Here is a 20,282-nt window from a genome sequence, read left to right on the forward strand (position 1 = left end):
ATCATTGCAGGATCTCTCAAAGTGGCACTGTTTGACCGAAATACGTGGCATGGTCACGCCGAAATAGCCAAGATTTAAAATTTCATTAGCAAGTTTAGAATTAATTCACTTCAGCAAAGTTGCAGAAGAATGTGAAAAATACTTATCCCTTTCTTTGGAAACAGAACTTATAACTAAAACCACAGAGGGTTCACCTCATAAATCAATTACTAATTTTAATAAAGACCTGGAAACAGGCAACAGCAAAATGAAAACAAATCGAGAAGTTAAAATCAAAGCCGCAACAGTTATTGGTATCAATGTAACTGCTGGGGTATTGCATTTAGGGTTTCAATCTATGGCAGATCTAATCTGCTATGGTGAAGCTAAGCTCATTGAACAGATTAATGTCTTTGATAAGACAGTAGAGGAAATTATGAAAGCCCGAAAGGATAAAACTCTGGAAACCCAGCAATATCTTCTAAAGTCACCACAAAAGGCAAAACAAAAAGCTAGTCAATTCTATTGCCGGTTCAAGGAGATAAAGGACAAGGCAAAGTCAGAACATAATCAATTTCAAACCTCGTAACCATGATACTATTTAAAGAAGAGTTGAGAGAGATAATGAAGTCTCCTCCTAAAGAGAATAAACCGAAAAAGAAACCAAGGTTTAAATTAAAGAAAGCTCCCAAGGTAAAACCCATATCATTTACTAAAGGAGCTTTACTATTTATTGGGCTTTGTTGGTTTGGTATGCTATTAAGTGCTGCCATTGCCACCTATGTATTCTTTGGTGTTGCAACCTTGGCTGGATTAATAGCAATTGCCGAAAGCAATACTTATATAAGGCATTGCATCATTAAGAGTAATAGATTGGTTGATGTCCTAATCTTCTTATTGACTATTTACTCCACTTTAACACTAGGAGTAACCATTACGGCTTCTTTAACCATAGCTGGCTTAGGCTATTCTCTAGTTTATGCACCATATTTAAGGTCGAGATTTAAATAATTTCATATTAATTCAAATCATTATGGAATCAAGTGAAGAAACACAAGTTATCTACTTATTGGAATCAGTAGATCTTGTTAGAAAAACCGGTGTCCTCAAAATAAAGGAGGATAGAAAGTATGCACATTGGATTAAACTTAAAGTTTCTATTTCACCTCTTTTAATTTACAGAATTAGAAAGAAGAATTATAGAGGCTTAGGGCAAAATAAAGCCTTTATAGGCTGTGAATACAAGAGCAGCCTGAATAGTATAAAATATTATGAAAACCCGTTTAGACTGGTTGAATTCGCTCCAGATGAGCATTCAGACATTCCATTAAATTATAGATTGGAATTAGTATTTGAAATGCTTTCCGAAAAGATAGAAAGATTGAACGCTTTTCATAAACCAGTGGTAGTGGGGTATAAGAATCGATTTTTAAAACCATCTCAATATATCCGATTCATTCAAATACTTGTTACCAAAAAGCAATCAGAGTGTAAATGGAGGCTTTCATCTGTAAGTTAAGTTAGAAATTATTTTTAATCGCCCTCTCTCTTAACTATTCCACAGTCCCTTTTAAGCAAATTGACTTAGGCATTTAACTACTAATATTTTTGATAAAGCATGGTTCGGTATTGACCATTCTGTTCAAAAGGTTGTCAAAAATGTTTTCTTTCATGACGCTTCTATTAAAGCGATAACAATATTCGTCCAAATAATCTTGTAGATCATTTACATGATGATGTACTCCTCTAAGCCATGCCTTGAGGTTCATAATGGCTCGATGTAATTCAGGAAAGTTTTTCCCTTTCTTTCCAGAATATATTTGTGTTAGCTTGCCAAAATCCTTTTTCAAAGGTTGATATCCTGTCCATTTATCAGTTGTAACTTCAGCCTCTGTATCAATATGGTCTTTCATAAAAGCTCCAAGATTTTCTGCATTCGCTTTTTCAATCACTCTGGCATAGATCCTGCTAATTCCTTTCTTTTTCTTCTCAATGCCTACTACCACTAGCTTTTTGTTGTGGTTCAATCTCCCTCTAACCCCAGTTTCTTGACCACCAAAAACAGCTTCGTCAACTTCTGCTTTCCCAGTAATAGGATAGTTTCTTGAGCTTTTCATAGCCTTCATTACTTTACGTTTAAAAGACCAGCATGTCTTTTGTCTTAAATCTAACTTACGGCTCAATTCGGTAGAAGTAATGCCCTTCTTATTAGTGCTTACAAAATAGACAATGTAAAATGCTTTGAGCAGATCAAACTTAACTTGATGGAATAAGGTGTTCGCGGTAGGAGATTCAACATAACGACAAGATGTGCATTGACGCGAATGTAAAACTTTACCTGAACAACTATGATGATGACCACATTTTTTACAGCTAAAACCATTTTCCCATTTAAGATCTGAGAGGTACAACAAGCAATCTTCCGAACTTGAAAAACGCTCTTGAAATTCGAATAAGGATAGGCTTTTGAATCTTTGCTCCATAAGTTTATGTATTAATCCCTTAAATTTACTCATATTATTAATATTTACAAAACGCCTAAGTCGATAAGCAAAAATAGCTTTAAAAACAGCTATATTTTAATCAAATATTTGGCATAACACCCCTATGGTGGTTGGTGTTATCTAATTTTGACATATAATTTTGTGGATATATGCTTAATTAACTACCCAAAAAGGCATGATTTTAGGTACTCTTATAAAGATTTTAGGTTAGATGAATACTGGGCTAAGCGACCCCTTAAAGATTTTAGGACGAATAACAATCAAATCCAATTATAATGATAACAAAAACAATTCAAATCAATGAGATCACTTTTGATGAATTAGCAGATAAAGTTGCTGATAAACTTTTGATTAAAATTGAGGATTACCTTAAGCAACTGCACGAGGATCAAAGCGATGTTTACATGACTCGTTATGAAACAGCAGAATTCTTTAAGGTCGATATCTCAACAATTCATAACTGGTCAAAAAAAGGCAAACTAAAATCTTACGGATTTGGACATCGTGTCTATTACAATAAAAAAGAACTAATTGATCAGATGCGTGCAAATCAATTAAGTTAAAATTCAAAGTTTACACCTCTACTTACACCTGAAAATAAAAACCCTTGTATATCAATCGATACCAAGGGTTTAAGCGGAGAAAGAGGAACTATCCGTATAATCAATTTTATGAGGTTTTATAAGGGTTAAAAGAAGATGAAAAATTTAGTGACTCCGAATTAGCCCCTTTTTATGAAAACTTTAACATTTATACTGTTATTTGGTAGAATTTACCTTCATTTGATGCCTTTCGGATTCAAATTTACCGATTTGATAGCTACTTGAGAAATAATGTTATTTATTATCCATTTTTGTCATAGAGACAGAAAATAATATATCCATCCAATATTCCCGAAAGCTAAACGTCGCAAAATATTTGCGTTCAAATTTATCTGCCTAAAAAATCGGTACCCCCAGAGGTTCCCCCAATTTTTCACTTAAAAATTTGAGACAAAATTTTGTCTTCCGTTTGTGTTGTGCTCAAATATTGTTTAACATAAAAATTTCATTATCATGGAAACAAAAGCAAAACAAAACGGAACAGCAAAAAGACAAAATGCAACCGTAAACAAGGAAGTCCAAAAGAAACTGACCGAAGAAGCCATCGGTAAAACCGTAGTCCTGGAAAAAAAGCCAACAATTGAAAAGCCTGTTATCAATCTGGATGACCGCATCCAAAAGTTTGAAAAACTTAGAGGGTTAGCCACCCAACGGGAACGCCTGACACAAACATTGAGCGAACTGACAAAATTTAATTATAATCAAAGTGGTTCAGCTTCGTTCCACATCAGGGACTCCCATAATCTGGAATTCAAGACCACCAATACCAATCTGATCAAATTGGTCACGGAACACCTTCAGTCCACTTTGGAACAGCGTAAATCAGAGATAGAACAAGAGATCGTGCAATTTGAACTCTAAAGCACTTAAACGCTACAACCCTAAAGGCCTGCTCGCAAGAGCGGGCTTTCTTTTTTCAATAACTAAAAAAATACCATCATGGAAAACCCTAAACTATTACAGCTCGATTTTGGTTTCGACACCAATCCTGTCCAAAATAAAAAAAACATAAAGATCAATCCCAAAAAAGCAAAACGAGATTTTGTATTTGAATTAATGGATGCCCTAACAAGCCCAGTTATCATATACAGTACAGCATGGCAAGATGCCATACCAAAAGATTTATTGAAAAAAATCACGATGAGCCGAATGCTATGCCTTATGAAAGGCGAGAAAATGGCATCCGTTACGGAAACAGTGGCCTATATGATGCCAAGAACCTTCGAAGCCCCCATGTCTTCAGAATGGTGCAATATCTATACATGGTGCGGACTGCAATATGCCACGCAATTTAATAGCGAAAGCAAAAGTATGGTAGAAGCTATGGAAGATATAGCTCCGAAAGAACTATCTAATTACGAACAGACCCTTTTAAACCGACTGAGACTTTGGATCTATGAAAAACGGCGTAAAGCATTAAAAACGTCCATGAAGAATGATAAACTAAAGAAACTGGAAACTCCAGAGATAGAGCAAAAATGCCTATTCCACTGATTACAAGATTTAAAGGAAATCGGAAAGCCAAAACCCAAATGGCCTTAACCGCACTATCGGCAAAACCTTCTTGGGGTTTTGCTCAATACTGCTGGGACATCCGGATTTTGCCTAGGACAATTTTAAGGGGTTTTATAATAAAAGAAGCCTTTAGTTGTTTTTCGGGGCATCGAAAAACAGGCAGTGCATAAGCATTTCTAGTTTAAGCCCATCCACTACGCTCGCTTAACTTCCCGTACGCTCCCTTGCGGACAGGCTTAAAAGAACCTGCTAATGCCCTATGGAACTTGTCAAGACCATGGCAGGTTTTAGGAAAAAATAAGGTTTCTGCCGCCTTGTTTTTAGCCCTTCGGTAAAAATGACGTTGCAGACACTCCTGATTTTTCCCTAAAAGTCTTGACAAAACCCACTTCGTTTATTGTGCTGCGCACGAAAGAAATCATACAACGCACCCCTTAAAATTTAGAGCAACCTAAATCGAGAAAGGGAAATTATTAACCCGTCTGCCAAAAGTGGACATTTAAAAATCTTTTATCATGAGTACATTAAAGAACAAAGTACAGCTGATTGGAAACGTAGGACTGGATCCTACCATTACAAACCTTGAAAACGGCAAGAAAGTAGCCCGCCTGTCATTGGCGACCAATGAACATTACAAGAACGGACAGGGCGAAAAACAGACCGACACCAATTGGCACACCATTATCGCCTGGGGCAAGACTGCCGACATCATAGAAAAGTATGTTGCCAAGGGCAAGGAAATCGCCGTAGAGGGCAAACTGGGCACAAGAGCCTATGATGACAAGGACGGTAACAAACGCTATGTAACCGAGGTCATCGTATCGGAAATCCTATTGTTGGGAAATAATAATTAATCTAAAAATATAAAGAGGGCATACCGTGGAAAAGTGCTGCCCTCTTTTTCATCATTCACGTTAAAATCTAGAACAATGAAGAACAAAGTTAACGAAATACGAATAAGTTACCGAGAAAAATTGAGCGTTTCAAAATCCGCTTCCATAAATAGCTCTAAAGATGCAGCAAAATTACTGTTCGGCAATTGGAACAAACAGACCATAGGACTGAACGAAACCTTTAAAATATTGCTGTTAAACAACTCTAATAAAGTCAAGGGCATTTATCCACTCTCTACAGGTGGCATTACGGGAACCATTGTCGATATCAGGATTTTGTTTGCCATAGTGCTAAAAACACTTTCGGTGGGTATCATATTATCGCATAACCACCCTAGCGGCAAACTAAAACCCAGTGAAGCCGATACCAAACTGACAAAGAAAATCAAATTGGCAGCAGAACTTTTGGATATTAAGGTACTTGACCATTTGATTATTACCCCGAATGGAGAGTACTATAGCTTTGCAGATAACGGGGATCTATAATTTAAAACAATAGAACAATGGTACATTTAAATTATAACAACCTCGATGAAGCTACCCAAGAACGTTTGCTTAACATGTCCAAAAAAGATGTGGAAAAACGATTTGGAGAACAGCTTAAGAACTATGCCAAGAAGCATTATGTAAATTACCAAAGCCTTTTGGAAGAAGAAGCCATACGGAATTTGTACAATTACAAATATGTTTTCAAAATCTAAAATTTAAAACCAAGCACTAAAGACCTTTGGTAAAAAAATCAAAGGTCTTTTCTTTTCATGAGCCCACATCTGACATCCATTTCAACCCATTTTGAAAAAATCATACAATTCGATATCAAAACGGTTCATTTGGCAACAATCCACGTTTCATGGTTACCGTTTAAAACAATACCTTTAAAAGACGCAGGTAAGCTTAAAAAAGGGCAATCTGATTTTTAATCAGGTTGTCTGAAAATTTTTGTCCCTGCGGGACGAAAAGGAGAAGCAAGAGGGTAGCGTGCTTTCGCACCGCTACAAATCTCATTTACTGCGTAAAGCCTTTATTTATAAAGGTTTTAAAAGGTTGGGTAAAAAGAATAAAAAAGGTGATTTGACGCAAAAACGCTCGTAACCCCTATAAAATTGTCATTTTTTGCGTCAAAAAGAGCCAGAAAATAAAATTATGGACACATTTTCTACTGTACGATTTAAAATTAAGGTTGCCAACAGGTTCAGAAAGTTCTCTATACAAGTTGCCCGTAACCATACCGAAGCCTTGGAATTAATGCTGGACTTTTTTGAGATACACGAGTTGTCCCCAACGGATTCCATCGATGGCAACTTACGATCCATCGAAATACGGATCAAAAAAAGGATAAACAACGCCATAGCCATTATAAAGAGCATAGAACAGAGTCAGACCCTACCAACAGCAGCTATGCTTCAATCCCTGTTCGAACAGCAATTGGAGCAGGGAGATGACGACGATTATTTGGGCGAGCATTTGGAATACATAGAAAAGAAATTTGAGCATGTCGAAACGGGAGAAGAAAAATTATTGGTAGAGACCACTGTTCCCAAAATCAGGTATGAACGATTGGAAGAAAACATGAAAAAGCTAAAAGCTGATTTCAATTACGTTCTAAACAAAGTAAAAATGGTCAATAGCCCTTTCGGGAAAGGTTACCTAAAGCTGGAGATCACACCAGAAGAACTTGAAAAATATAATCGCACCATAAAAAACCCGTAAACTTATGTATATAGCCATCAGTAAACAGCACCAAGGAGAAAACTTTAGCGGCAGCGTCCGCGATTTTGTAAACTATCTTGAAAAAGAAAACCAGGAACAAAGTTTGGAGCAACATGAGTATTTCTTTGATCAAAACAACGACCGGATAAACGCTGAAGAAGTTATCAAAGAAATAGATAACAATACCACAAAGCTTAACAAAAAAGACTCCAAGTTCTATTCCATGGTGGTCAGCCCCTCTCAAAGCGAACTAAAGGCCATTGACAATGATCCCGAAAAATTGCGCCAATACGTTAGGGAAATGATGAAGGATTATGCCGCCTCCTTTTACAGGAACAAGGCCGTTACCGTAAACGATATAAAGTACTATGCCAAGATAGAAAAAGAGCGTACCTATAAAGGTACGGACAAAGAAATCCGGGAAAACCAGCCCTATGCCACAAAAATACTGGAGCTCAAAAAAGAAATACGACAGATAGAACAAGGTAAATCAAAAGAACAAATTAAGACCATTAAAAAAGAGATAGAACGTCTGGAACGTGAAGCTCCACATAAAATTGACGGCAAACGCATCGTACGGGACATGAAAAAAGAAGGCATGCAAAACCATATCCATATTATCGTAAGCCATAAGGACGTGACCAATACCTTTAAGCTGTCCCCATTATCACAACATAAAGAAGCCGAGACCATTTTAAATGGCAAGACCATAAAACAAGGCTTTAACAGGGACAAGTTTTATGAAGCCGCAGAAAAGACCTTTGACAGAACCTTTAACTACAAACGGAACTTTATGGAAAGCTATAAAGCAAGGAACGTTTTGGACAAAGATCCCAAACGTTTTCTGGCCATGATAGCAGGGTTGCCAACAACAGAAAAACAGGTAGCACTCAAAACACTTTACAAAGCAGGCGTAAAAGTACCGACCATACCAACGAATAAAGTACAACTGGCCTATAAAGCCCTGATGAGGCTCAAAAGAGGCGTGGAAACCGCCATCAATTCAGGTTCCATAGGCATTTAAATCCTAGTATTATGACAGATATACCAATATATACACTGATAGCATCGTGGAGCTTGGGAGGGCTTATCTCCTATGTGACCATTAAATATATCCGACAAGGATTTTTAATGATACTGTTAAGCTTGATTATAGCTACGATTATTATAAACCATAAAGTAGGATTTCTATTCCTGTTAAAAGCCATGATGCTAATGGTTTTACCATTACAATTTATTAATGTCGTTATTTACGCCTATTGTGATCCAAATGCTAATGACCAAGACATTAGAAAGGAATATAAAGTAACCATGAGGACCAAGGGCAATAAATTAACCTTGGAAAATATTCGAAGAGGCATTTCGGTAATAGCCTCGGCAGGGAGTGGAAAGACCGAAAGCGTCATCTACAATTTGATGGAACATTTTAAGAAGCACAAGTTCTCTGGGGTGATCCATGACTACAAGAATTTTGAGATTACAGAAATGGCCTATCCCATGTTCCAAAACGGAAGAAACCAGTTCCATATTGTATCCTTTGATCCCATATATAGTAGGGTGAACCCCATAGCCCCTAAATACCTACCAGATGAAGAAAGTGTATATGAGGTTTCAAGAGTCCTTTTGGAAAACCTATTGGAAACCAAAGAATCTGATGACAACAGTACCTCACGGTTTTTTAAGGATGCCGTGGAAGGGCTTATAAGTGGGCTCATATGGCGTTTAAAGACGGATTATCCTGATTATTGCACCATTCCGCATTTGATAGCTCTTTACCAAGAGGTAAATACCAAAGGGTTAATAAAATTTCTAAAGGGTAACTTGATTTCCAAATCCATGGCCGATGCTTTCATCAGTGGCGTGGGATCGGAGCGACAAACTGCAGGAGTAAAGAGCACCCTGGCCAATGCCTTTAAGAAGATCAGTACGCAAAGGATATTCATGGTGCTTTCTGCGGATGATATCCCCCTAAATATTAACAGCCCAGAAAACCCGTCAGTTATAGCTGTAGTCAATAACCCTAAAAAAGATGCCTCGCTTTCACCGGTCATTGCCACAATCATACACACCATTACCAAACAAATGAGCGAACGGAACCAACTGCCCTCATTTGTACTGTTGGAAGAGGCTCCGACCATTAGGTTGCCCAACATGCACCGTATACCCGCAACGTTGCGGAGCTACGACATAGCCACCGTTTATGTGATGCAGGATAAGATACAGAACGATATGCTTTATGGCGAAAAGGCTAGTAAAGCCATACTCAGTAACCTTTCCTATCAGTTCTTTGGAAAAGTAAACGACCCTGATACCGCAAAATATTACGAACGGTTCTTTGAAATTATAACGAACCCAACAAGAAGCGTCAGTAAGGGCACAGGGCTGTCATGGGAAGCTCGGGTAACGAAGGGAGAACGGGAAGTGCCCAAACGCAGGGCAGAAATCTTTTTTAGGCTGAAACAGGGGGAATTTGTTGTGTTTGCAGATGGAAAGGATAGAAAGGTGCAATTTAAACGTCCTAAAATACAAAGAGAGTTAGCTTTACCAATTATTTTAGCCCAGCAAGATTTAGAAAGTAATTTTGCTAAAATACATGATGAGATAAAATCTATATTTAAATAGTATGGATCATTTGCCTAAAAACGGATATTGTAAAAAGAATCATCCAAAGCTCTTCAACAGCACATGCAACTGTAAATAAAACGTACCAGTTCTGAAGTTTTTTTTCTTTTCAAAATGTAGATTTATTATTTCACCGAACTTGGTTTTTTGTTCCAGCTTATGGATAAGTCTGACCATGTTATTGTAATCCCCCTCTAGAGTAAATTGGTAAGTATTTATGGTAATATCGTTATTTACAACCTTGTGGGGTTCTAAAAAATGAACCACTTTAATGTTCGTACTATCGGCAAAAGTATTGATGGATTTTAAAAGGTTATTTTGAACGGAATTCCCCTGTAACTGGTATTTGGTAAGTAGAGAATCGTAATAATGTTGTTTTTGTTTTAATAAGGACATTTGTCTGGGAGCATTCTTATATAAAGCTTCCTGTTGTTTTAAATCCTTGTAGGTAACATTGAGCTCTATGGTTTTTGAAATGGCCAATTGATAGCATAAGGTCAAGGTTAATAAAAAACCAAGTAGTAACAGTATGATTTTAGTTTTGTTGGTCATTTGTTATATCTAGTTTAATACTGAAATCGGAGACGGATTCAGAAACGTCTTCATAGTTTGCTATATTGACCTTATCTACCCAATTAAAACTTTCAAGGTTTGTCATCCATTTGGAAAACGTGCTACTGTCATTAGATATACCGGAAATGACGATTGTATGGCGATCCACTTCGATAAGCTGGTCTTTCTTAATACGCTTTAGTATTGGTTGGTAATTGAAACCTGACAACAATATGGTACTGGGCAAACCTTGGATGATCGCATTAAGGTAAAACGCACTTTTGGATTCGCTGCTTTTAAGCATGTCATCAACCATTTTTTCCGATTTGCTAATCTGCTCGTTGAGTTCCAGAACTTTTTGTTTGGCTACTTCATTAACCTGGGAGGTTTGCTGTAATGCATTCACCGAATTAAAATAGTGGTTAAAAATAAAGAAATTGATCAGCAGAAGTCCGAGAATAAAGATCGCTGCAAATTTTAGAAACAGCGTGTAAAACCGGGTATATTTGTAGTTATTATTCAGCGATTGTTGTAACGCACCGGCATTGGTTACCGAAATGCCATGTTGCAGCACCAAATCTAACGCACCGGCTAAAGACAGTAAGTGGTTGCTGTTTATCTGTAAACCGTTAATATAGTAGTCTATTGTTTCTGGGCTAGCAACCTTATCAATAGCGCTTATCACACTTTCCTCTACAGCAATGTGGGCATTAGATGTGGTAATGCTTTCGGTGTTTATAAAGTTACACAGTCCGGAAACAATTAAATTGCCCACGGATATATTGATTACGGGAAGTCCTTGTGCCTTATAGGTTTCCAGTAGGGTTTCAATGTAGGCCTTTCTACAAATGGATACAAAGTGTACTATTCCGTATGAAATGACCTCATAATAAAAATCCTCCAGGTTGATGTTGGGAAAAGCACCATAAGCTAGTTTACCAGCATCGGTTTGTGTGCTTTCCAGGCGTTTGGTTAACACATTATCATTGTTAATAGTGAGAAAAATGTGTTGCTTTTTGGGAAGCTTGGTAGCCAGTATTTCAAGGGAGGTCTCTTTAAAGGTGTCGGACACATCAATTACCTTTTTAGACTTTTTGAGCAGGGTTGCAAAAATAACATCCTTTCCATTTTGGACAGTATGTTCAACGCCACAGAAACGATTTCCAAACGTAAGATATGATTTGAACTGACTCACCATTAGTAAATAACTGTGGGTTTAATGAGTACGGTCAATTTTGCTTTGGAATCGGTGCGCTTGCGACTACTGAACAACCATTTAATAACAGGAATTCGTGACAAAAACGGGACGCCGGAACCGGAATCGTTCTTCTCCTGTTCTTCCAGACCTCCAAGTACCACAATATCCTGATCCTGCACCCTGATAATGGAGCTGAACTCCCTGGAGCTTAAATCCGGTGGGGCGTCGTCTGCAACACGCAGTCCGAAACTGGATTGTACCACAAAAATATCGAGGGTTACCTGTCCGTCGCCCGATACCAGCGGTTTAATGGTAAGCCCCAATTCGGCATCAATAGGTTCGTAATTGGTAATTTCGGAGGTTTGTGGGTTATCGGTACCGTAAATGTTACGTTGTGTCACCGCATAGTAAGATGTTTGTCCGTTTGAAAAGGTAGCCCGGTGCCCGTTTAATGTCGATAACTTGGGAGTTGACTTTATCTTTACGTTGCCGTTATTTTCCATGGCCTTTATGGTAGCAAAAAAATTGGGAACCACTTTTCCTAAATTAATATGTCCGAAGCCATCAAAACCGTTAAGAACTTTATTGATCGTTTTGGCACCTAGAGTCAGATTCGTTGTCGGGTAAATACCGCCTTTTGTTTCCACAGGTTCATCGCCAATACCCCAGCTAACACCTGATTCAATGGAGGCATTCCGGTTTACTTCAATAAGCATGACCTCAATAAGGATAACTGGCACGGGTTGGTCTATTTTTTTTATGAATTTTTTGAAGCGTTCTATTTTTGCGGCAGTTCCCGTAACATAAAAGCTATTGAGTTCGTAGTCAATTGTAACTTCTAGGTCTTGTTGTATCTCTTCCGGTAGTATACTTAACAAAGCTTCGACTTTACTACCCGAATCGCTAAACCCACTCTGGTAATTCATGTTGACAGGTTCCCGGTTGTTCCTGTTTATACTTAAGTTAGTATTATATTGTCCATTGGAGTTGTTATTGTAGGAGTTATACCTGTTATTGTTGTACCCACCATAACTACCGTACCCCCTTCCATAGCTTCCATAAGTTCTTCCAACGGTTCTGTTTCTACCGGTTCCACCGGTTGGATCGGACAGCAGCTCTACCGAGCGATGTTTTAGGTGTACAATTTCGACCGTACGGACACTCAGTTGGTTTTCGGTTCCAAAAAAGTAGACGTTGCCTTCTTTTTTAAAGGTAAACAAGCCAGGGCCCATTGATGTGGGGTCGGTTTGGGATTGGTTCTGGGCATTTCTGTTTTGATTACCATTGTTTTCACGCGAAGTTGTAGGGACGTATCCTGTTCCTGACTGCGATTCGAATATCTTGATCAATATGTCGTCGAAGCTTATGGATTTGGTCTTAAAAGTGGCCGCACCTGCCATGGATAAAGGGGTGGCCGTAAAAATATCAATATCGAGATCGGCACCAATGTCATTAACAATATCGGCTATGGGGGTATTGGTAAAATCCACTTCCAAAAGTTGTTTGTCAGCATCCAGTATTTTATAGTTTAATCCCGATCTTCTTCTGCCGGATCGCGATCTGGCATTGGGCTTGTTTGCATCGATTACGGCATTATCTTCAAACACATAAAAATGATCCTCTGTTTTTTCTACCAGTAAATTGTTTGCCAGGGCCAGTTTGTCCATCGTAGCTTCAAAAGGGGTGTCTTTGGTGTAAAAGGTGATGGATCGGCTTTCCATCCCGGGCGTGAATACCAAGTTTTTACCACTTTCGTCCATAATGCGCTTAAAGACATCGTACAATTTGTCGTTTTTGGCATCGATACTAATGCTTTCGTCAGAGGGGTTGAATTGCACGGGTATGGTATGTGGCTCGGGCGTTACCACCGGAGGCGCATATTTTTTAATGGAAAGGATATTTCCCGTAAAATCAATGGTCAGGTTATATTCTTTACATAGAAACACCAGTAGGTCGGCTACTGTAACATTTGAGAAGTTATTAACGATACTTATTTGGTTGAGATCGGGTGCAAGATTCATATTAACCTTATGTAAATTAGAAACGGCCAGTAAAAAATTGGACAGGCTAATATTGCTTACGTTGATCTCTGTTTTCACCTGTTCGGATAGTCCAGAAGTATCGACTGACAAAATCTCCAATTGGTTCTTAATGGTCTCTATGCGCTGGTTATGCCCAGATTGTGAAATCCCTAAATAACAGGTTAATAGCAATATATATAGTAAATACTTCATGAACGGTTCTTAAATTTTTAATCAATTAGCAGGGCATAGACTTCCTCCACAGAAGTGATGCCTTGCTTCACTAAATTAATGGCGTTGTGCTTTAAAGTTGAAATATGATGCTCATCTAAATAATCACCGATTTCAAGGTCGTTGTGTTTTATATGGGGTACCAGTGCTTTAGTAATGGGGATGATTTCGTAAATGGCCTTACGTCCCGCATATCCCGTGTGATAGCATTCAGAACATCCCACAGGTTTAAAATGGGTCATTAAATCCGCTGGGATACTAAAGTGTTCCGGGAAGACCATTTTGTTTACAGGAGTTTCCTGTTTGCATGAATTACACAGCTTCCTGACCAGGCGTTGTGCCACACTGATATTTAAGGTACTGGCTATGAGAAAAGGTGGGATACCCATATCGACCAATCTGGAAATGGTGGCCCAGGCCGAATTGGTATGAATGGTCGATAGTACCAAATGTCCGGTCAGGGCAGCGCGGATGGCCATATTGGCTGTCTTAACGTCCCGTATCTCACCCACCATGATAATATCAGGATCCTGACGCAGGAAAGTCCGAAGGGCACTCGAAAAGTCCAGACCTATATTCTCCTTTAGCTGAACCTGGTTAATACCTTCTAGGGTATATTCTATAGGGTCTTCAATCGTCACAATGTTGGTTTTGTCATCGTTAAGTAATTTTAAGGTGGCATATAATGTGGTTGTCTTTCCGGAACCTGTAGGTCCCGAGATCAACAAAATCCCATTGGGGTTTTTAATCCCTTCACTATAGGTTCTCAGTTCCTTTTCCGTAAAACCTAGATCCTTGATGTCAATATGATTGGCATCCTTGCTCAGGATACGCAATACCATTTTTTCACCATGTAGGGTTGGCAAGCTCGATACTCGGATATCAAACTCGTCCTCCTGTGCTTTTACCGTGATGCGCCCATCCTGTGGTAAACGTTTTTCCGAAATATCCAAGCCCGCCCTGATTTTGAGTTTGTTGACAATAACCGGGTATTCCGCCAGGGTAATGACAAAGTGCTCTTTTAGTTTACCGTCCAATCGAAAGCGCACACGGCATTTGTGTTCATAGGGCTCGAAGTGTATATCACTGCTTCCCATATCCTTCGCGGACAATAAAAGCGTTTCCAAAAAATCATTGGTATAATGCAGGCTTTTGGTATTATTGGTATCCCGCTTTCTAAAATTACTGGAAAGATACAAATTGATATTTTCTGGTGTCTCCGGGATCAATTCGATCTGTTTGCCAAATACAACGCGCAATTCGCGCTTGAGGTCTTCGGAAGGCGTCTCTGATTTAAAAGTCAGTGTACCGTTATGTGCCTGTACCGGTACAATCTTGTAGTGATAGGCCTGTTCACTACTTAATAATTGCAACAAAGGGGTTGGTATGTTATAACTATCGGTCATGTCATTAAAATGTATAAACAATGTTTCCGTAGCCTGACCAAACGATCAAATGACTGATTAAAAAAAACAGGCTCATATAACCGGCCAAGGGTACGGTTACCCCTTTTCGTCCTTTGGATAAGTACAAGTGCAATATTAAAGAAAACACCAAGGCCGCTACAAATAAGGTGATGAACGATAAAGGTGCAAAGGAAACAGAAAGCCCCATAAATAATAGTAAATCCCCTAATCCTATGACTTTTAGAAGTCCTGTCCTGAGTTTTATTCTTGCGTATACCATAATAACAAAAAGAAGGCTTAATATAAAGACAGTGTTCATCGCGATGGAAACCATAAATAGTGTCCGCTCAGAAGACTGATAAAAAAGGATACCCCCAAAAACAGCGATCAAAGGAAACAAGAACCAATGGACCAATCGTTCTTTATAATCCTGAAAGAAAACTATTAGAAAACAGATTGTCAAAAAAAGCTTTACAAGAGTCATATCAATCTTTTATCAGTTGTTTGGGGGTTCCGTTCTCGTCTATTTCCCATACGTTAAAAATGCCATCTCCATCAAAATCGGTAATGGCCGTCGCTTTGGCTTTGAACGTATTGTTATCGGCACTTACAATCTCATAGGTATAGTTGCTGGTACCGTTTTCGTTGACTGTTTTGGGCGCTTCAAAATCGATCTCGATCAAGTCATGGCTATATTTTGAGTACATATACCTATAGGAGGTCTGTGAATTATAAATATACTTGAGCTGTGTTTGGGCCTCAACACTCTTTGTCTTGCTTATCAAGGGCATTAAATTGGGCAGTGCCAATAACAATAATATACCAATAATGACAAGAACGATTAAAATCTCTTGGAGGTTATAGGCGTGGAGTTTCGCTGATTTTATTTTAGGTTTCATGTGTTTTTTGTTTAGATATATCCTTTTTCCTTGGCAATTTGAATGAGTCTTTTATCGCCTTTGCCTTCCACGTCAAAGACTTCCTTTAAATGCCGTTTCCGTTTTTCTACACCACCCTTAGAGAGGTTTACAAAGTTGGGGAGGTCTTTGGTCCTTGTCCCCTTGGATAACTCGTACAACAAAAGCCTGTCAATGTTATCAATGACGAAATCACTCGATATATGTTTCCGGATTAAATTCAATATGGTATTACTATAATAAGGGGGGCTATCCACAACTTTCATTATGGCCTCGACCAGGGTTTTATATCCTATATCGCTCTTTATTAAAAAACCATCCGGATTGATGGTGTGTAAAATATTATTGAGCCGATAATTGTCATTATTGGAAGTGTATATGATAATCTTAATTTTGTTAAAGTAGTTTCTTAACTCCATGGCAATATCCTCCCCGGAGAGAATATGCATATCTTTTGATGCCGGAATGTTAACATCCACTAATGCCAGGTCAAAAGGTTTACCAAGAACGGCCTGTTCGATCTTTTGAATCGCAGCATCGCAATCTAAAGCTATATGAAGTTTAAAGTCCTTATCATGGTCTTCGCTCAGTTGTTTGAAAATTTGCTTTAACAGATCGGTTATTAAAGGTTCGTCCTCTACTATTAGTACATTAATTGTCCCCATATTTAGTTTCTCGTATCAAGGCTGTAAATATCTTTCGAAAATAGGCATTTCAAAGTGTCTGCCGGTAAGCTTAAAACTTACTTTAAGTAAGGTAAAACCTTAACTCACAGTAATGTATATTCTTTCAATGAGTGCTTTTCTATGGTAATCTGCCTACAAAAAAGCTTACTTAAAGTAAGGCTTATATGCTATTTTTTATAATAATCGACACACTTTAGCTTACCAATTGTAATAGGATAGCTTACCAGATTCTCACAAGCTCCCAATAATTTTACAGGGTATTAAACAATTAAAACCATATAATAAAATGGAAATAATTATGTCCTCTAAACCCAAAATACCCAAAGCGCTACTACTTATCATTTTTTGCCTGCTTACAACCGTACGCATGTTATCGCAGGGCGTACCGGAACTACCCGCGGTTATTGCCCCGACACCGGCTGTTGCCGAACTGGGCAAGTACGGTACCTACCCCGTATCCATGAATACGGGCATCCCTAACATTAGCTTCCCATTGTTTGATGTGAGCGTGGCAGAGATCTCCCTGCCCTTTAGCCTGTCCTACCATGCCGGAGGGATCAAGGTTAACCAGGAAGCCACCGAAGTGGGCCTTGGCTGGAGCATTAGTGGGAACATGGTTATACACCGTAATGTTCTGGGAACACCGGACGAAGCGACCCAGGGCAATTTTAATATGGCTGTAATGGATATAAACGATTATTATGACAAATGTTCACATGCATCTTCAGAAAGAGAGGAAGATTATTATGAACTTAAAGCAACAGCTGACGGAGCGGGAGAAGATTCCAGACCCGACATGTTTAACTACAACATTGCCGGTAAGTCCGGACAGTTTATCTATGCTTCTGACAGATCCTATATGACCTTTCCTTACGAGCCCATTAAAATAGAACGGGATGTTTCAGGGAGCAACTACTACTTTGCTATTACCGATGAAAAAGGCACCAAATACAGGTTTAGGGATATCAATAAAATTCTTATCGATGATAATCCAAGCCCAAAGACGTATCATATTACAGATTGGTACCTTACAGATGTTATATCACGTAACAAACAGGATACCATACATTTCGAATATGAAACGTGTGGATATGTTAAAGAACAAAAAGAGTATTACCAGATTATGGGTAGGGCATTAGAGTTTAGTGGCTCCACATTGGTACCAGTGCAAACCTCTCCTTTAGAGGATATTAGTTACTCCAACATTGCCCAAGAAGAGATGAGAATTAAAAGGATAACCTATCGCAACGGCGAAGTAGTTTTTAATTATAATACGCAGCGATTGGATCGACCACAAACTTCCGCAAAAATGCTAGACGACATAAAAATTTATGACTCCAATGGCATACAGGTTAAGGAATTCCATTTTTCCTACAATTATTTTACAGCCAACTTTACCGGCTCTTCCGGATATCCTGACATTGACAAGAAGCGGCTCAAACTTTTGGGGTTCTCGGAGGTATCCATTGCCCAACCTAATCTGAAAAAAGAACACACTTTTGATTATGAAACAGCCATTAGCATACCACGCAAAGGCAGCTTTGCCCAAGATTACTGGGGTTATTTTAACGGCAAGGCAAATAACAGCTTAATTCCGTCTGTTACCGTACAGGGAAGTGATTTCTATCTTAGTAACTTATTTGAAAAAGCAGCATATTACCCTAACCCGAATGTTACCGACCAAAACACCACCTGGAGTATTGGTTCTGCCAACCGCGCGGTAGATACCAGTAAGATGCGTATGTGCATGCTCAAAAAAATAACCTATCCCACAAAAGGGTATACCAAATTTGAGTTTGAACCCCACGCCTATACTTCCGAACTAGGAGGTTCTCCTACTACAGTGTATGGTGGCGGGTTACGGATAGCAAATATCAAGAACTACCTGTACGATGGAACACTGGCCTCATTTGAGGAATACCGTTATGGCATCAATGAAAATGGACTGGGAGAAAAGCTCTTTGACGAGGAATTATTCTTTAAAAATTATGACGACTACACCTTGGAATCCTGGGAAGGACCACTTAGTGGATCAAATCGTGCTTGTGCTAATTGGGTAGCTGCCTGGCAGCGTAAGTACCTGGGCATAGATGTCTACGCTTCAGTCAATTACAATGGAGGTTCTCTGGTTTATAAAGAAGTTAATCATTACCAGGGAACAAATCCATCAAGCTTGTTAAAAACCAAATATGAATACAACTTGGTTTCTGAAACTACTCTAACCGGAATTTACCAACCTGAGAATTACTTTAACAGTAGCAACTATGGCAGCTTATGTCATTCATGGACGGACTCACAATTATTAACCAAGACTACCTACAAAAAGAATGGGGCCTCTTACACCCCTGTACATCTAGAAGAAAACACTTATAGTACTATTTTCTCGAAAAATGATTACGGATTGTTGGTTAAAGAAAGGCAGCGTTACATAGAACCTACAACCTATAGTCCCCCATTATGTGAAAGTTATGGTCCTGGTACAGCAGGCGATCCCCTTTTTATAATTGCTGGTCAGTTCTTTTATAAAAGCCGAGCCTACCGAATGACCCAGAAAAAAGAAACGTCCTACCTACCAAGTACATCCGACGCAGTGGTGGTAACCAGCACCATGGGCTATGGCAACACGACCCATATGCAGATGACCACATCGACCACGACTAGCAGCGACGGAAAAACCACGATCAACAAGATGTTCTATCCCAACGATATTACCTCTACCAATACACTTCTGGGACCAACATTGAGCAGTCCCCAAAAATTGGCCGTAGACCGGCTAAAAACCACCGGGGACCTGCACCGTCTTATCACACCGGTACAAACCGAGGTTTACAGTGACGATAACAGCAACGGAACGGCCGAAACGGGCGAGTTAGTAGCATTGCAACGTACCGACTACAAAGACTGGGGAGGCGCCCTGGTCCTGCCGGAAGCTATCGGCACTCTTAAAGGGGCCTATAACAGCAGTACCAACACCTTGCAGGATCGCATTGCCTACCATAGTTATGATAGCTTTGGTAACCCTATTGAGGTAAGCAAGGCCGACGGTTCGCATATCTACTATGTTTGGGGCTATAACAAGCAGTACCCCATTGCCAAGATCGAGAACTTTGATGCCTCTATAGATATGACCCCTACGATCCAAAACCTGATCGCTTCCGCTCAGGGTGCTTCAAATGCTGATGACGACACCTGTCTGGATGGAGAAAGTTGCGACGAAGCCAATCTACGGGGTGTCCTGGGTACATTAAGAAATGCATTGCCAGAAAAATCTTTAGTAAGTACCTATACCTACGATCCTTTAATAGGCATTACCAGCATGACCGATCCCAGGGGCTATACCACCTATTACCTGTACGATGGCTTTAACCGTTTGGAATACGTTAAAGACAATCAGGGCAAGGTGCTTAGCGAAAACGAATACCATTATAAAGGCCAATAATTAAAAA

General features: G+C 39.1%; 23 protein-coding genes. 14 read left to right on the forward strand and 9 right to left on the reverse strand.

Annotated elements, in window-relative coordinates:
- Positions 1–154 precede the first annotated feature (154 nt).
- Genes ABD792_RS00775 through ABD792_RS00785 form a run of 3 tightly spaced genes read left to right on the forward strand, consistent with a single transcriptional unit; the run spans position 155 to position 1,498 of the window.
- A complete protein-coding gene (locus tag ABD792_RS00775; RefSeq protein WP_345003793.1) occupies positions 155–568 on the forward strand; it encodes a hypothetical protein in 414 nt (137 codons plus the stop codon).
- 2 nt (positions 569–570) lie between these two features.
- Entirely contained in the window at positions 571–990 is a 420-nt protein-coding gene (locus tag ABD792_RS00780) for a hypothetical protein (RefSeq protein ID WP_345003794.1), read from the forward strand.
- Positions 991–1,012: 22 nt separating this feature from the next.
- Positions 1,013–1,498, forward strand: a complete 486-nt coding sequence (locus tag ABD792_RS00785; RefSeq protein ID WP_345003795.1) for a hypothetical protein — start codon at positions 1,013–1,015, stop codon at positions 1,496–1,498.
- A 73-nt stretch (positions 1,499–1,571) separates the two neighbouring features.
- On the opposite strand, the gene ABD792_RS00790 is transcribed toward ABD792_RS00785, so the two are convergent.
- The gene (locus ABD792_RS00790) at positions 1,572–2,462 is read right to left on the reverse strand and encodes an IS1595 family transposase (RefSeq protein WP_425568089.1); all 891 of its coding nucleotides are present in this window, start codon (positions 2,460–2,462) and stop codon (positions 1,572–1,574) included.
- Between the two features lie 296 nt (positions 2,463–2,758).
- Between ABD792_RS00790 and ABD792_RS00795 the strand changes: the two genes are divergently transcribed.
- The 3 genes from ABD792_RS00795 (at position 2,759) to ABD792_RS00805 (ending at position 4,579) form a co-directional block, all read left to right on the forward strand.
- Positions 2,759–3,046, forward strand: a complete 288-nt coding sequence (locus ABD792_RS00795; protein ID WP_345003797.1) for a helix-turn-helix domain-containing protein — start codon at positions 2,759–2,761, stop codon at positions 3,044–3,046.
- A 492-nt stretch (positions 3,047–3,538) separates the two neighbouring features.
- Positions 3,539–3,946: a hypothetical protein gene (locus tag ABD792_RS00800; RefSeq protein ID WP_345003798.1), complete on the forward strand. Its 408-nt coding sequence runs from the start codon at positions 3,539–3,541 to the stop codon at positions 3,944–3,946.
- A gap of 78 nt (positions 3,947–4,024) precedes the next feature.
- Entirely contained in the window at positions 4,025–4,579 is a 555-nt protein-coding gene (locus tag ABD792_RS00805) for a hypothetical protein (protein ID WP_345003799.1), read from the forward strand.
- Between the two features lie 202 nt (positions 4,580–4,781).
- On the opposite strand, the gene ABD792_RS00810 is transcribed toward ABD792_RS00805, so the two are convergent.
- The gene (locus ABD792_RS00810) at positions 4,782–4,982 is read right to left on the reverse strand and encodes a hypothetical protein (RefSeq protein WP_345003800.1); all 201 of its coding nucleotides are present in this window, start codon (positions 4,980–4,982) and stop codon (positions 4,782–4,784) included.
- Between the two features lie 133 nt (positions 4,983–5,115).
- Between ABD792_RS00810 and ABD792_RS00815 the strand changes: the two genes are divergently transcribed.
- From ABD792_RS00815 to ABD792_RS00845, 7 genes are all read left to right on the forward strand, one after another.
- Positions 5,116–5,454, forward strand: a complete 339-nt coding sequence (locus ABD792_RS00815; protein ID WP_345003801.1) for a single-stranded DNA-binding protein — start codon at positions 5,116–5,118, stop codon at positions 5,452–5,454.
- A 75-nt stretch (positions 5,455–5,529) separates the two neighbouring features.
- The gene (locus tag ABD792_RS00820; RefSeq protein WP_345003802.1) at positions 5,530–5,979 is read left to right on the forward strand and encodes a JAB domain-containing protein; all 450 of its coding nucleotides are present in this window, start codon (positions 5,530–5,532) and stop codon (positions 5,977–5,979) included.
- Between the two features lie 17 nt (positions 5,980–5,996).
- Entirely contained in the window at positions 5,997–6,194 is a 198-nt protein-coding gene (locus ABD792_RS00825) for a hypothetical protein (RefSeq protein ID WP_345003803.1), read from the forward strand.
- Between the two features lie 57 nt (positions 6,195–6,251).
- Positions 6,252–6,413 (forward strand): hypothetical protein, encoded by a 162-nt coding sequence (locus ABD792_RS00830; protein WP_345003804.1) that lies wholly within the window; start codon positions 6,252–6,254, stop codon positions 6,411–6,413.
- Positions 6,414–6,636: 223 nt separating this feature from the next.
- A complete protein-coding gene (locus ABD792_RS00835) occupies positions 6,637–7,203 on the forward strand; it encodes a BfmA/BtgA family mobilization protein (RefSeq protein ID WP_345003805.1) in 567 nt (188 codons plus the stop codon).
- A 4-nt stretch (positions 7,204–7,207) separates the two neighbouring features.
- A complete protein-coding gene (gene mobB / locus ABD792_RS00840; protein ID WP_345003806.1) occupies positions 7,208–8,227 on the forward strand; it encodes a MobB family relaxase in 1,020 nt (339 codons plus the stop codon).
- Positions 8,228–8,238: 11 nt separating this feature from the next.
- On the forward strand, positions 8,239–9,825 hold the full coding sequence (locus tag ABD792_RS00845) for a type IV secretory system conjugative DNA transfer family protein (RefSeq protein WP_345003807.1): 1,587 nt from the start codon (positions 8,239–8,241) through the stop codon (positions 9,823–9,825).
- A 39-nt stretch (positions 9,826–9,864) separates the two neighbouring features.
- Here the strand turns inward: ABD792_RS00845 and ABD792_RS00850 are convergent, their stop codons facing one another.
- The 7 genes from ABD792_RS00850 to ABD792_RS00880 are packed head-to-tail and all read right to left on the reverse strand — an operon-like array spanning position 9,865 to position 16,815.
- Positions 9,865–10,377: a hypothetical protein gene (locus ABD792_RS00850; protein ID WP_345003808.1), complete on the reverse strand. Its 513-nt coding sequence runs from the start codon at positions 10,375–10,377 to the stop codon at positions 9,865–9,867.
- Positions 10,361–11,575, reverse strand: a complete 1,215-nt coding sequence (locus ABD792_RS00855) for a PilN domain-containing protein (RefSeq protein ID WP_345003809.1) — start codon at positions 11,573–11,575, stop codon at positions 10,361–10,363. The genes ABD792_RS00850 and ABD792_RS00855 overlap by 17 nt, the downstream gene beginning before the upstream one ends.
- A complete protein-coding gene (locus tag ABD792_RS00860; protein WP_345003810.1) occupies positions 11,575–13,809 on the reverse strand; it encodes a type II secretion system protein GspD in 2,235 nt (744 codons plus the stop codon). Before ABD792_RS00860 ends, ABD792_RS00855 begins: the two co-directional genes overlap by 1 nt.
- Before the next feature lie 17 nt (positions 13,810–13,826).
- Positions 13,827–15,233, reverse strand: a complete 1,407-nt coding sequence (locus ABD792_RS00865; protein WP_345003811.1) for a GspE/PulE family protein — start codon at positions 15,231–15,233, stop codon at positions 13,827–13,829.
- A 4-nt stretch (positions 15,234–15,237) separates the two neighbouring features.
- On the reverse strand, positions 15,238–15,696 hold the full coding sequence (locus ABD792_RS00870) for a hypothetical protein (protein ID WP_345003812.1): 459 nt from the start codon (positions 15,694–15,696) through the stop codon (positions 15,238–15,240).
- Positions 15,697–15,718: 22 nt separating this feature from the next.
- Entirely contained in the window at positions 15,719–16,132 is a 414-nt protein-coding gene (locus ABD792_RS00875) for a prepilin-type N-terminal cleavage/methylation domain-containing protein (protein WP_345003814.1), read from the reverse strand.
- A gap of 11 nt (positions 16,133–16,143) precedes the next feature.
- A complete protein-coding gene (locus ABD792_RS00880) occupies positions 16,144–16,815 on the reverse strand; it encodes a response regulator (protein ID WP_345003816.1) in 672 nt (223 codons plus the stop codon).
- 307 nt (positions 16,816–17,122) lie between these two features.
- Here ABD792_RS00880 and ABD792_RS00885 point away from each other — a divergent pair, with 307 nt between their 5' ends.
- Positions 17,123–20,275 (forward strand): RHS repeat domain-containing protein, encoded by a 3,153-nt coding sequence (locus tag ABD792_RS00885; protein WP_345003817.1) that lies wholly within the window; start codon positions 17,123–17,125, stop codon positions 20,273–20,275.
- The last annotated feature ends 7 nt before the right edge of the window (positions 20,276–20,282 follow it).

Origin of the sequence: Snuella lapsa, assembly GCF_039539345.1 — a bacterium.
In the GTDB taxonomy this organism is placed as follows: domain Bacteria; phylum Bacteroidota; class Bacteroidia; order Flavobacteriales; family Flavobacteriaceae; genus Snuella; species Snuella lapsa.